Raw genomic sequence first — 14,695 nt, forward strand, 5'->3', positions numbered from 1 at the left:
GCACCCCGTGACAGTTATAAGGCTCTCTTCAATAACACGGACGCCGGTTTTAATCGCGAAAGTTGTTATCGAAGTGTAAGCGGACACTGTCGGTGTATGTCCCGCCCCGTGTGCGGGCTATTAATTGAAGTCTCGCCAAGCACGGCGGGGAATATCATTTCAGGAATAATCAATGAAGATGGCGAAGGCCCCAGCCACCGCTCCCTTATTCAAGGCATTGGGTGACTATAAAAGCATTCTGATCAGCGTCGGATGCTTTACCGCACTGATTAACGTGCTGATGCTGGTGCCCTCTATTTATATGCTTCAGGTCTATGACCGGGTGCTGTCTTCGCAAAACGAAACCACGCTGGCGATGCTGTCGCTGATGGTCGTGGGATTCTTCGCGTTCATCGGCCTGCTGGAAGTGGTGCGCAGCTTCATCGTGATCCGCATCGGCAGCCAGTTGGAGCGCCGCTTCAATCTGCGGGTCTATCAGGCCGCGTTCGAGCGCAACCTGTTCAAGGGCGAGGGCAATGCCGGCCAGTCCCTGGGCGACCTGACCCACATTCGCCAGTTCGTCACCGGGCCTGCGCTGTTCGCGTTCTTCGATGCGCCGTGGTTTCCGGTCTATCTGTTTGTGATTTATCTGTTCAACGTCTGGCTCGGCGTCCTCGCCACCGCCGGTGCGCTGCTGCTGATCGCCCTGGCGTGCCTCAACGAATACATGACCAAGAAGCCGCTGGGCGAAGCCGCCGGTTACTCGCAAAAATCCAGCCAACTGGCCACCAGCCACCTGCACAACGCCGAAACCATTCAGGCCATGGGCATGCTCGGTTCCTTGCGCAAACGCTGGTTCCAGGTGCATTCGCGCTTCCTCGGCCTGCAAAACCAGGCCAGCGACACTGGCGCGGTGATCAGCTCGCTGAGCAAGACCTTGCGCCTGTGCCTGCAATCGCTGGTGCTGGGCCTGGGTGCCTTGCTGGTGATCAAGGGCGACATGACCGCCGGGATGATGATTGCCGGTTCCATCCTGATGGGCCGCGTGCTCAGCCCGATCGACCAGTTGATTGCCGTATGGAAACAGTGGAGCGGGGCGAAGCTGGCTTACCGCCGACTCGACTCCCTGCTGCAGGCTTATCCGCCGAGCGACGACGCCATGGCGCTGCCGCCGCCAAAAGGCCAGATCACGTTCGAACAAGTCAGCGCCGGCCCACCCGGGCAACGTACCGCGACCTTGCACATGGTCAATTTCAATCTGGCGGCCGGTGAAGTACTGGGCGTACTGGGTGCTTCCGGTTCCGGTAAATCGACACTGGCGCGGGTGCTGGTCGGCGTGTGGCCAACCCTCGGTGGCACGGTTCGCCTGGACGGTGCCGACATTCATCGCTGGAATCGCGATGATCTCGGCCCATACATCGGCTACCTGCCGCAGGACATCGAATTGTTCAGCGGCACCATCGCCGAGAACATCGCCCGTTTCAGCGAGGCCGACCCGCAGAAGGTGGTGGCCGCCGCGCAACAGGCCGGCGTACACGAAATGATCCTGCGTATGCCGCAGGGCTACGACACGCAACTGGGCGAGGACGGCAGCGGCCTGTCCGGCGGCCAGAAACAACGGGTGGCCCTGGCGCGTGCGCTGTACGGCACGCCGAGTCTGGTGGTGCTGGATGAACCGAACTCCAACCTCGACACCGTCGGCGAAGCCGCATTGTCCAGCGCCATCGTGCAACTCAAGGCGCAGGGCACCACGGTGGTGCTGGTGACGCACCGTTCTTCGGTACTGGCCCAGGCCGACAAATTGCTGGTACTCGCCGATGGCCGTCTGCAAGCCTTCGGCCCGAGCCAGGATGTGCTCAAGGCGTTGTCCGGCAACCAGGCGCAACAACAGCCACAATCCACTGAAAAAACCGCGCAGGCACCGGGCGGGCTCAGCTTGAGCCGGCAGTACCAGCCCACGACAAGGAATTCGGGTGTATGAGCAGCGCGAGCATGAACACTGAAAACGAAGCAACGATGGAACACGCGTACATCACCGAACGCCCTGAGCGCGACGCTAAATTCTTCGCCCGCATGGGCTGGATTCTGGCACTGGCCGGCGCTGGCAGTTTCTTTGCCTGGGCCGCACTGGCACCGCTGGATCAAGGGATTCCGGTGCAAGGCACGGTGGTGGTCTCCGGTAAACGCAAGGCCGTGCAGTCGATGAGCAGCGGTGTGGTCAGCCGGATTCTGGTGCGCGAAGGCGAGATCGTGAAACAGGGTCAGCCGTTGTTCCGCCTCGACCAGACCCAGGTCGCCGCCGATGTGCAGTCGCTGCAGGCGCAGTACCGCATGGCCTGGGCCAGCCTTGCGCGCTGGCAGGCCGAGCGCGACAACCTCAAGCAGGTGACGTTTCCGGCAGAGCTGAGCGACAACGCGGACCCGCGCCTGGCCCTGGTGCTGGAAGGTCAGCGCCAACTGTTCAGCAGCCGCCGCGAAGCGTATTCCCGCGAGCAGGCCGCCCTGCGAGCCAGCATCGAAGGCGCCACTTCGCAACTGGCCGGCATGCGCCGCGCCCGTACCGATCTCAACGCCCAGGCCGACTCCCTGCAACAGCAGTTGAGCAATCTGCAACCGCTGGCGGACAACGGCTACATCCCGCGCAACCGCTTGATGGAATATCAGCGTCAACTGTCGCAAGTGCAGCAGCAGCTGGCTGAGAACACCGGCGAAAGCGGCCGGGTAGAGCAGGGCATTCTTGAATCGCGCCTGAAACTGCAACAGCACGGCGAGGAATACCAGAAGGAAGTCCGCACCCAACTGGCCGACGCGCAACTGAAAAGCGTCACCCTGTCCGAACAACTGACCTCCGCCGGTTTCGATCTGCAACACAGCGAGATCGTGGCGACGTCGGACGGCGTGGCCGTCAACCTCGGTGTGCACACCGAAGGCGCCGTGGTCCGTCAGGGCGAAACCCTGCTGGAAATCGTTCCGCAAGGCACGCGCCTGGAGGTGGAAGGGCACCTGCCGATCAACCTGATCGACAAGGTAGGCACGCACCTGCCGGTAGACATCCTCTTCACCGCATTCAACCAGAGCAAGACACCGCGTGTTCCCGGCGAAGTCAGCCTGATTTCCGCCGACCAGATGGTCGATGAGAAAACCGGCGTGCCGTATTACGTGTTGCGCAGCAGCGTCAGCGATCAGGCCATGGAGAAACTCAACGGCCTGGTGATCAAGCCCGGCATGCCGGCGGAAATGTTCGTGCGCACTGGCGAACGTTCACTCCTCAACTACCTGTTCAAACCGCTGCTCGACCGGGCCGGCTCCGCGTTGACTGAAGAATAAGGATGTTCGGCTGTATGAATAAGCTTTCCATGCTGGCGGCAGCGTTCGCGCTGCTCGCGGGCAACAGTGCAGTGGCGGCCATGGGGCCGTTCGAGATCTACGAACAGGCGTTGCGCAATGACCCGGTGTTCCTCGGCGCGATCAAGGAACGTGATGCAGGCCTTGAAAATCGCGCCATCGGTCGCGCCGGGTTGTTGCCGAAAGTCGGTTACAACTACAACAAGGGCCACAACACCTCGAAGGTTACGCAGCTCACCGATCGCGGCAACTTTACGGAAAACCGCAACTACAACAGTTACGGCTCCAACCTGACCCTGCAACAGCCGTTGCTCGACTACGAGGCCTACGCCGCGTATCGCAAAGGTGTGGCGCAGTCGCTGTTTGCCGACGAGAACTTCCGGGGCAAGAGCCAGGAACTGTTGGTGCGGGTGCTCGACAACTACACCAAGGCCTTGTTCGCTCAGGATCAGATCGACATCGCCCAGGCCAAGAAAAAGGCGTACGAGCAGCAGTTCCAGCAGAACGAGCACATGTTCAAGCAGGGCGAAGGCACGCGGACCGACATTCTCGAAGCCGAATCGCGCTATGAACTGGCGACCGCCGAGGAAATCGAGGCCCGCAACGAACAGGATGCCGCGCTGCGTGAGCTGGGTGCGCTGGTTGGTGTGCCGACAGTGGACATCACCGATTTGGCGCCGCTGGATCAGAACTTCCAGACCTTCGCGTTGATGCCGGCCAACTACGACACCTGGCACGAACTGGCGATCAGCAACAACCCGAACCTGGCGTCACAGCGTCAAGCCGTGGAAGTGGCCCGTTATGAAGTGGAGCGCAACCGCGCCGGGCACCTGCCGAAAGTCAGTGCCTACGCCTCGATGCGCCAGAACGAATCGGAAAGCGGCAACACCTATAACCAGCGCTACGACACCAACACCATCGGCATCGAAGTCAACGTGCCGTTGTACGCCGGTGGCGGGGTGTCGGCATCGACTCGTCAGGCCAGCCGCACCATGGAGCAGGCCGAATACGAACTGGACGGCAAGACCCGCGAAACGCTGATCGAACTGCGTCGCCAGTTCAGTGCCTGCCTGTCCGGCGTCAACAAACTGCGCGCCTACCAGAAAGCCCTGACGTCGGCCGAAGCGCTGGTGGTCTCGACCAAGCAAAGCATTCTTGGCGGTGAGCGGACCAACCTGGACGCGCTGAACGCCGAACAACAACTGTTTACCACCCGCCGCGATCTGGCCCAGGCACGCTATGACTACCTCATGGCCTGGACCAAATTGCATTACTACGCGGGCACCTTGAGCGAGCAGGATCTGGCTCGGGTGGACGAAGCATTCGGGCAAGGCCCACGGACGCAATAGCACCGTAGTTTTTACACAAAACAACAAAAACGAGTGGTGAACATGGACGTACGCTTCAAGCCGGCTTCGGTCGGCACCCTGTTGCTTGTGATTTTTATCAACCCGGCCCAGGCGCAATACGTGGATTCGGGCAAACCCGGCGATCCAGCCAGTTGGCGCTCCGCCGAATTCCTGCGGGACTGGGGGCTGGACCGGATGCAGGCCGATCAGGCCTACGCCGCCGGTATCACCGGCAAGGGCGTGAAGATCGGTGCGCTGGACTCCGGTTTCGACGCGGCCCATCCCGAGTTCGCCAGCGACCGCTATCACCCGGTCTCGGCCAGCGGCAGCTATGTCGATGGCTCGCTGTTCACGGTCAACGGCACGCTTAACCCGAACAACGATTCTCACGGCACGCACGTGGTCGGCACCATGGGCGCTTCCCGTGATGGCAGCGGGATGCATGGCGTGGCGTTCAATGCGCAGATCTACGTCGGCAACACCAACAAGAACGACAGTTTTCTGTTCGGCCCCAATCCCGACCCGCGTTACTTCAAAGCGGTGTACGACGCACTGGCCGATGCCGGCGTGCGGGCGATCAACAACAGTTGGGGCAGTCAGCCGCCGGATGTCAGCTATCGAACCCTGGCGGACCTGCATGCGGCTTACGCCCAGCACTGGAACAAAGGCACCTGGCTCGATGCCGCCGCCGATGTTTCACGCCGCGGCGTGATCAACGTGTTCAGCGCCGGCAACAGCGGTTACCCCAACGCCAGCGTGCGTTCGGCGCTGCCGTATTTTCAGCCGGACCTGGAAGGCCATTGGCTGGCCGTGTCGGGGCTGGATCAGAGCAATCAGCAGAAATATAACCAGTGCGGTATCGCCAAATACTGGTGCATCACTACGCCGGGAGCAAAGATCGACAGCACCATTCCCGACGGCGGCTACGCGATCAAGTCCGGCACCTCGATGGCCGCGCCCCATGCCACCGGCGCCCTGGCGCTGGTGATGGAGCGTTACCCATACATGAACAACCAGCAGGCGCTGGAAGTGCTGCTGACTACCGCCACTCAACTCGACGGCAGCGTGACGAGCGCACCGACCGACCGGGTCGGCTGGGGCGTCGCCAACCTGAAGCGGGCGATGGGCGGACCGGGGCAATTGCTCGGCGCGTTCGACGCAAATCTGGCCACCGGGCAACGCGATGTGTGGAGCAACGACATCTCCGACAAGGCACTGATCCAGCGTCAGAGCGAAGACCTCGCCGAGCACAGCGCCTGGCAGCAAACCCTGCAAAGCAAAGGTTGGCACAACGGAATTTCGGCAGGTGCCAGCCAACAGGACCAGACCGATTACGCCGTCGGCATGGCCCGTGATGCAGCGGCGGCCGGCCGGGTGTATCAGGGCAGCCTGATCAAGTCCGGCGCCGGGCAATTGATTCTGACCGGCGACAGCACCTATCGCGGCCCGACCACGGTCAATGGTGGTCTGCTGAGCGTCAACGGTTCGCTGACGTCCGCCGTTACGGTTAATGACGGCGGCACCCTCGGTGGTTCCGGCCGGATCGGCGCACTGATCGCCAACAGCGGCAGTCGCGTGGCACCGGGCAACTCCATCGGCACCTTGAATGTGGCCGGTGACGTGACCTTCGCGCCGGGCTCGACCTACGCGGTGGAGCTGTCACCGACCGCCAGTGACCGCATCGTCGCCGGCGGCACGGCGTCCATCAGCGGCGCCACCGTCAGTCTGTCGCTGGAAAACAGCCCGACCTTGCTCAGCACCGCTGAAGCGAAAAGCCTGCTCGGTCATCAGTACGACATTCTGCAAGCGGCCGGTGGCATCCAGGGCCAGTTCGGCGCCGTGGTGCCGGATTACCTGTTTATCGGCGGCAGCCTCGCGTACAGCGGCAACGGCATCGCGCTGAATGTCGAACGCAACGCGAGGTCTTTTGCCAGCGTCGGCCAGACCCCGAACCAGCGGGCCGTGGCCAGCGCCGTCGAAGGCATGGGCGCCGGTAACTCCGTGTACGAAAGCCTGTTGCTGTCGGCCACCGCCAGCGATGCACAGCAAGCCTTCCAGCAACTGAGCGGGGAAATCTACCCGGCCCTCGGTTCGGTACTGATTAACGACAGTCGTCAGTTGCGCGACGCCATCGGCGAACGCCTGCACGACGCGAACGCCGAGCAAAGCAACGGCTGGATCAAGGCCCTCGGCGCCTGGGGCACCACCGATTCACAACACGACACCGCCGGCTACAGCACATCCATCGGCGGCCTGCTGGCAGGCGTCGACGGCGCGCTGAACGAGCAGACCCGCATCGGTCTGGTCACCGGTTACAGCGACAGCTCGTTGAGCATGGGTTCTGGCACGCATTCCTCGGCCAAGGTCGACAGTTACCACCTCGGTGCCTACGCCGGCCATGAGATCGGCGCCTGGCGCCTGAGCACCGGCGCGGCCTACAGCTGGCATCGCGCCGATGTGAAACGTGATCTGCAATACGGCGACGTCAGCGCCAAACAGAAAGCCAAGGTCGATGCCGCCACCACACAGGTATTTGGTGAAGCGGCCTATCGACTGAATCTGCAACCACTGGCCCTGGAGCCGTTCGCCAATCTGGCCTACGTGCATCTGGACAGCGACGGTTTCACCGAAAAGGGCGACGCTGCGGCATTGAAAAGCAGCGGCGACCAGCGTGACGCGGTGCTCAGCACCCTCGGCGTCAGGGCGATCAAGACAATCAACCTGTCGGGCACGCAAAAACTCGATGTCAGCGGCCATCTCGGCTGGCAGCACAGCCTCACCGACATCGAGGCCGAGCAGCATTTGCGTTTCGCCAGCGGCAGCGCGCCGTACAGCGTCGAAAGCTCGCCACTGGTGCGCGACGCCGCGCTGGTCGGCGTGCAGGCCAGCCTCGCGCTGAGCCGCGACGTGCGGGTGAACCTTGATTACAACGGACAACTGGCCAACCGCGAGAAGACTCACGGCGTTGGCCTGAGCCTGAACTGGAAGTTCTGACTGATCGTTCCCACGCTCTGCGCGGGAACGCCTCACGGGTTGCATTCCCACGCGGGAGCGTAGGAGCGATCAGGTTCTGAACAAACGGATTTTGTGCAACATCACTAAGGAAGGTCGCTGGATGAAAAATAACAACACCCCCGCGCAATCGGGTGGATGCTTTCGCCTGAAAACTCTCAATCGCGCCTTGCTTTGCGCCTTGGCCACCTGGGGTAGCGCACACGCTGCGCCCTACGTGGAAAACGGCCGGGCAGGGGATGCCGCCAGTTGGCGCAGCGCCGAATTCCAGGCGGATTGGGGCCTGGGCGCGATTGGCGCGGATTACGCCTACGCCGCCGGTTACACCGGCAAAGGCGTGAAGCTGGGGATCTTTGACCAGCCGGTGTACGCCGCGCACCCGGAGTTTTCCGGGCCGAACAAAGTGGTGACCCTGGTCACCAGCGGCATTCGTGAATACACCGACCCGTACATCCCGGTCAAAGCCGGGGACGCGTTCCGTTATGACGGTTCGCCCTCGGTCGGTTCCGACGGCAAGCTCGGCGCCCACGGCACCCACGTTGGCGGCATTGCCGCCGGCAGCCGTGACGGTGGGCCGATGCACGGCGTGGCGTTCGGTGCGCAGATCATCAGCGCCGACAACGGCGACCCGGGTCCGGAAGACGGTATCGTGCGCGGCAACGACGGCGCGGTGTACAAGGCCGGCTGGGATGCGCTGATCGCCAGTGGCGCGCGGATCATCAACAACAGCTGGGGGATCGGTATCACCGACCGCTTCGATCTCGGCGGCCGTGACCCGGCGTACCCGCATTTCACCGTCAACGACGCGCAATTGCAGTTCAACGAGATCCGCACACTACTGGGCACCAAACCCGGCGGCGCCTACGACGGTGCAATCGCCGCCGCGCGCAGCGGTATCGTGACGATTTTCGCGGCGGGCAACGACTACAACCTGAACAACCCGGACGCCATCGCCGGCCTCGGTTACTTCGTGCCGGACATCGCGCCGAACTGGATCACCGTCGCCGCACTGCAAAAGAACCCGGATCTGGCCAGTGCCAATCCCTACATCATGAGTACGTTCTCTTCGCGCTGCGGCTACACCGCGAGTTTCTGCGTCTCGGCACCGGGTACGAAAATCTACAGCTCGATCATTGAAGGCACCAACGCCGACAACCTCACCACCGGCTACAAAAACTACAACGGCACCTCGATGGCCGCACCACACGTGGCCGGTTCCATGGCGGTGTTGATGGAGCGCTTCCCGTACATGTCCGGTGATCAGGTTGCCAGCGTGTTGCGCACCACGGCCACTGACCTTGGCGCACCGGGCATCGACGCCCTGTACGGCTGGGGCATGATCAACCTGCGCAAGGCCATCGACGGCCCGGCGATGTTCGTCACCGAGCAAGACATTCCCGAAGAATTCCGCATCCAGGGTGCCTATGGCTCCGGCCAGTTCGTGGCCGACCTGCCAGGCATCGGCGCGATCATCGACGCCGGCAAACCCACCGAGCGCGTGTGCACCGACATCACCTGCGGTCTCGACACCTGGCGCAACGACATTTCCGGCCACGGCGGTTTGACCAAGCAAGGGATCGGCACCCTGGTCATGACCGGCGCCAACACCTACACCGGTCCGACCCTGGTCAATCAGGGGCGACTGGCGATCAATGGCTCGCTGCAATCGGCGGTCACGGTCAACGATGGTGGCATCCTCGGCGGTAACGGGCACATCGCGGCACTGACCGCGAAGAGCGGCGGTATCGTCGCGCCAGGCAACTCCATCGGCACCTTGAACGTGGCCGGTGACGTGACCTTCGAACCGGGTTCGACCTATTCCGTCGAAGTCTCGCCGACCAGCAGCGACCGCGTTGTCGCTGGCGGCACTGCAACCATTGAAGGCGCAACCGTTGCGCTGACGCTGGAAAACAGCCCGACACTGTTGACCACGACTGAAGTGAAATCGCTGCTTGGCAGCCAGTTCAACATTCTGCAGGCGGCGGGTGGCATTCAAGGGCGCTTCGGTCAGGTCTTGCCGAGTTATGCGTTTCTCGGCGGCACCCTCGATTACTCCTCGGGCGGTGTTCAACTGAACGTCGGGCGTAACGGCGCGTCGTTCGCCAGTGTCGGCCTGACCCCGAACCAGCGTGCCGTCGGTGCAGCCGCCGAACGTCTGGGCGCGGGCAATGCGTTGTTTGAAACCCTGTTGCTGTCGCCGACTGCCGCTGTCGCGCAGGATGCTTTCCAGCAACTGTCCGGCGAGATTCACCCGGCCATCGGCACCATGCTGATCAACGACAGCCATTACCTGCGCGATGCCGTGGGCGAACGTCTGCGCGAGCATGACCTGTTCGACGCCGGCGCACCGACCGATGACCGCAGCAACGCCTGGCTCAAAGTGCTGGGCGCCTGGGGCAAGAGCGATGGCGGCTATAAAAATGCCGACTCCAACAGCTCCATCGGCGGCTTGCTGGCGGGTGTCGATGGTTTGATCGCTGAAGATACGCGTCTGGGTTTCGTTACCGGTTATAGCGACAGCTCTTTGAACATGGGCAGCGGCACGCACTCGTCGGCTTCGGTCGACAGTTATCACCTGGGTGCGTACCTGGGGCATCAGATCGATGCCCTGCGCCTGACCGCCGGCGCGGCTTACAGCTGGCATCGCATCGACGTCAAACGTGATCTGCAATTTGCCGGTGTCAGCGGCAAGCAGAAAACCAAACGCGATGCGACCACCGCGCAACTGTTCACAGAAGCAGCCTACGATCTCGGTCTGCAACCGATGAATCTGGAGCCGTTCGCCAACCTGGCTTACGTGCACCTGAACAGCGACAGCTTCACCGAGAAGGGTGATGCCGCCGCACTGAAGGGCGGTGAAGATAACCGCGACGCCGTGCTGTCGACCCTCGGCGTCCGCGCCAAGCGTACGTTTGCCCTGTCGGACAAACATCAACTTGAACTGGGTGCGACACTGGGCTGGCAGCACAACCTGAGCAGCGTGGATTCCGACAGCCACTTGGCCTTCGTCAATGGCAACAGTGCATTCACGGTGCAAAGTGCGTCGATGGATCGCGATGCGGCAGTGGTCGGCGTTCGTGCCGGCCTGGCGCTCAATCGCGATGTCCGGGTCAACCTGGACTACAACGGACTGATCGGTTCGAACGAGAAGGACCACGGTGTGGGCCTGACGCTGGACTGGCAGTTCTAAGGTGTAGCGGCAGTTCGGCAAAGAACTGCCGTTTTTGAAAGGAAGAGAGAGCACGACATGGGACTGTTTGACTACAAAAATGCCGACGGCAAAGCGTTGTACAGCGATGCCATCGCACTGACGCTGTATTCCTACACGCCGACCGGGCAGGCTTTGCCCGGCACCGGTTGGGCGCCACTGGGCGCCACGGCACTGGGTTATCAAGGAAAGACCGACGCGAAAGGGACGTTCTTCGGCGAGAAGGACGGCTTCACCAGCGCCGAGGCGGAAGTGCTCGGCAAATACGACGCGGCGGGCAAGCTGATCGGTATCGGCGTGGCCTTTCGCGGCACGGGCGGGCTGGATTACAGCGACACCTTCGGTGACATGAAAAACAACCTGCTGGCAGCCATCGGGCCAGTGGATTACGCCACCAACTACGCGAAAAACGCTTTCGACAACCTGCTCAAGGCCGTGGCTGCCTTTGCCACGGCCCATGGCATCGCCGCCAAGGACGTGCTGATCAGCGGCCACAGCCTCGGCGGTCTCGGGGTCAACAGCGTGGCGGATCTGAGCGCGAGCAACTGGGGCGGGTTCTTCAAGGACGCCAACTACATTTCGTTCGCCTCGCCGACCCAGAGCAGCACCGGCACCAACGTGCTGAACATCGGCTACGAGAACGATCCGGTGTTCCGTGTGCTCGACGGCACCACGTTCAGCACGGCGTCGATGGGCAAACACGACAAGCCGCACGACTCGACCACCGACAACATCGTCAACTTCAACGATAACTACGTGTCCACCGCGCAGAACCTGGTGCCGTTCAGCATCGTCAATCCGCTGAACTGGTCGGCTCACAGCTCGCTGGGGTATGCCGATGGCCTGAACCGGGTGATCGACTCGAAGTTCTACAACCTCACCAGCCAGGACTCGACCATCATCGTGTCCAACCTGGAAGCATCTTCCCGGGGCAAGACCTGGGTCGAAGATCTGGGCCGCAGCGGTGAGCCGCACACCGGCAGCACCTTCATCATCGGCACCGACAGCAACGACTGGCTCAAGGGCGGGGCGGGCAACGACTTCCTCGAAGGGCGCGCCGGTGATGATCTGTTCCGCGATGACGGTGGCTTCAACATCCTGCTCGGCGGCCAGGGCCACAACACCTTCGATCTGCAGAAACCGTTGCAGAACTTCAGTTTTGCCAACGACGGTGACGGCACGCTGTACGTGCGCGACGCCTACGGCGGCATCAGCATGACTCGCGACATCGGCGCACTGGTGAGCAAGGAGTCGGGGTCGTGGTGGAGCAGCAAGGAAATCACCTGGACCGTCACCGGCAAAGGCCTGGCCAATGGCAGTGAACTGACCCAGTACAACCATTCGCTCAATGGCGGTGCTCTCGGCGACACGCTGAAGGCCACCGCTGACGGCGACTGGCTGTTCGGTCTGGGCGGCGACGATCACCTGTTCAGCGACAAAGCCCATGTGACCTTCGTCGGCGGCGCCGGCAACGACGTGATGAGTGCGGTGGGTGGCAACAACACCTTCCTGTTCAGCGGCGCCTTCGGCTTCGATGCGATCAATGGCTACCAGGGCAGCGACAAACTGGTGTTCATGGGCGTTCAGGGCGCAGGGCAGGGCTACGACTACAAGCAACACGCTTCGCAGTCCGGCGCCGATACCGTGCTGAAGATTGGCGACTATGCCGTGACCCTGATCGGGGTGGGTGTGGCTAACCTGTCCGACTCGAGTTTCGTGTTCGCCTGATTCCGTGTGGGAACCACCGCGGCTTGCGGTGGTTCCCATTGGGGTTGCATGACACAAATGTTGTAACTGAAATGCTCCGGAACGCCTCGGGAGGGGCGCTCTGGTTGTGAGCTATCTCTGAATAATTCCAACAAAGAGAGAGGCAACAGCAATGGGTGTGTACGACTACAAGAACTTCAGCTCAGCGGATTCCAAGGCGTTGTTCACTGATGCCATGGCGATCACGCTGTACTCCTATCACAACCTCGACAACGGTTTCGCTGTCGGGTATCAGCACAACGGCTTCGGCCTCGGCCTGCCGGCCACGCTGGTTTCGGCGCTGATCGGCGGCACGGATTCGCAAGGTGTGATTCCCGGACTCCCGTGGAACCCCGACTCGGAAAAACTCGCTCTGGACGCCGTGAAAAAGGCTGGCTGGACGCCCATCACCGCCTCGCAACTGGGCTATGACGGCAAGACCGACGCTCGCGGAACCTTCTTCGGCGAAAAGGCCGGCTACACCAGCGCGCAAGTGGAAATCCTCGGCAAGTACGACGCCCAGGGTCATCTCACGGAAATCGGCATCGCCTTTCGCGGCACCAGCGGCCCGCGGGAAATCCTGATCGGCGACTCCATCGCCGACGCCATCAATGACCTGCTCGCCGCGTTCGGCCCCAAGGATTACGCCAAGAACTACGTTGGTGAAGCCTTCGGCAACCTGCTGAACGATGTGGTGGCCTTCGCCAAGGCCAACGGTCTCACCGGCAAGGACGTGCTGGTCAGTGGTCACAGCCTCGGCGGCCTGGCGGTCAACAGCATGGCGGACTTGAGCGGCGGCAAATGGGGCGGGTTCTTCCAGGACTCCAACTACATCGCCTACGCCTCACCGACCCAAAGCAGCACCGACAAAGTGCTCAACGTCGGCTACGAGAACGACCCGGTCTTCCGCGCGCTCGACGGCTCGACCTTCACCGGCGCCTCGCTTGGCGTACACGACGCGTCGAAAGTGTCGGCGACCGACAACATCGTCAGCTTCAACGACCACTACGCGTCGAACGTGTGGAACGTGCTGCCATTCTCGATCGTCAACGTCCCGACCTGGATCTCGCACCTGCCGACAGCCTACGGCGACGGCATGAACCGGGTGATCGAGTCGAAGTTCTACGATCTCACCAGCCGTGACTCGACGATCATCGTCGCCAACCTGTCGGACCCGGCGCGGGCCAACACCTGGGTGCAGGACCTCAACCGCAACGCCGAAACCCACAAGGGCAGCACCTTCATCATCGGCAGCGACGGCAACGACCTGATCCAGGGCGGCAGCGGCAATGACTACCTTGAAGGACGGGCCGGCAACGACACGTTCCGTGACAGCGGCGGCTACAACGTCATTCTTGGCGGTGCCGGCAACAACACCCTCGACTTGCAGCAGTCGGTGAACAAGTTCGACTTCGCCAACGACGGCGCCGGCAACCTGTACATCCGCGATGCCAACGGCGGGATCAGCATCACCCGCGACATCGGCAGCATCGTCACCAAGGAGCCGGGTTTCCTCTGGGGCCTGTTCAAGGACGACGTGACCCACAGCGTCACGGCGGATGGCCTGAAGGTCGGCAACAACGTCACCCAGTACGAGTCGAGCGTGAAGGGCACCAGTGGCGTCGACACCCTCAAGGCCCACGCCAGCGGTGACTGGCTGTTCGGCCTGGACGGCAACGATCACCTGATCGGTGGCGTGGGCAACGACGTGTTTGTCGGCGGCGCCGGCAATGACCTGATGGAGTCGGGTGGCGGGGCGGATACGTTCCTGTTCAACGGCGCGTTCGGCCAGGATCGGGTGGTGGGATTCACCGGCAACGACAAACTGGTGTTTCTCGGCGTGCAGGGCGTGTTGCCGGGCGATGACTTCCGCGCCCATGCCACCTCGGTGGGGCAGGATACGGTGCTGAAGTTCGGCGGTGATTCCGTGACGCTGGTCGGGGTTTCGCTGAGCAGTCTCAGTGCCGATGGCATCGTTATCGCCTGAGGGTGACGGTGGAGAGGGAATTCTTTCCCTCTCCACATCAAAAGTGACTCATTGGCCACTACCTGACTC

At 62.2% G+C, this 14,695-nt stretch carries 7 protein-coding genes; all 7 read left to right on the forward strand.

Annotation, left to right across the window (positions count from 1 at the left end; genetic code table 11):
- Nucleotides 1–172: 172 nt before the first annotated feature.
- Nucleotides 173–1,960 (forward strand): type I secretion system permease/ATPase, encoded by a 1,788-nt coding sequence (locus IF199_RS14745; RefSeq protein ID WP_192560876.1) that lies wholly within the window; start codon nucleotides 173–175, stop codon nucleotides 1,958–1,960.
- Nucleotides 1,957–3,306 carry an HlyD family type I secretion periplasmic adaptor subunit gene (locus IF199_RS14750; RefSeq protein WP_096820399.1) on the forward strand — a complete coding sequence of 450 codons (1,350 nt, stop codon included), beginning with the start codon at nucleotides 1,957–1,959 and terminating at the stop codon, nucleotides 3,304–3,306. Before IF199_RS14745 ends, IF199_RS14750 begins: the two co-directional genes overlap by 4 nt.
- 2 nt (nucleotides 3,307–3,308) lie before the next feature.
- Nucleotides 3,309–4,673 carry a TolC family outer membrane protein gene (locus IF199_RS14755; RefSeq protein WP_096820400.1) on the forward strand — a complete coding sequence of 455 codons (1,365 nt, stop codon included), beginning with the start codon at nucleotides 3,309–3,311 and terminating at the stop codon, nucleotides 4,671–4,673.
- Between the two features lie 42 nt (nucleotides 4,674–4,715).
- Nucleotides 4,716–7,667, forward strand: a complete 2,952-nt coding sequence (gene eprS / locus IF199_RS14760) for an autotransporter serine peptidase EprS (RefSeq protein ID WP_192560877.1) — start codon at nucleotides 4,716–4,718, stop codon at nucleotides 7,665–7,667.
- Between the two features lie 121 nt (nucleotides 7,668–7,788).
- Nucleotides 7,789–10,875, forward strand: coding sequence for an autotransporter serine protease (locus IF199_RS14765; RefSeq protein WP_192560878.1), 3,087 nt, complete (start codon nucleotides 7,789–7,791; stop codon nucleotides 10,873–10,875).
- Between the two features lie 57 nt (nucleotides 10,876–10,932).
- A complete protein-coding gene (locus IF199_RS14770) occupies nucleotides 10,933–12,621 on the forward strand; it encodes a polyurethane esterase (protein ID WP_192560879.1) in 1,689 nt (562 codons plus the stop codon).
- 151 nt (nucleotides 12,622–12,772) lie between these two features.
- Nucleotides 12,773–14,626, forward strand: coding sequence for a polyurethane esterase (locus IF199_RS14775; protein WP_096820404.1), 1,854 nt, complete (start codon nucleotides 12,773–12,775; stop codon nucleotides 14,624–14,626).
- The last annotated feature ends 69 nt before the right edge of the window (nucleotides 14,627–14,695 follow it).

The sequence above is a fragment of the Pseudomonas allokribbensis genome (assembly GCF_014863605.1).
Classification (GTDB): Bacteria; Pseudomonadota; Gammaproteobacteria; order Pseudomonadales; family Pseudomonadaceae; genus Aquipseudomonas; species Aquipseudomonas allokribbensis.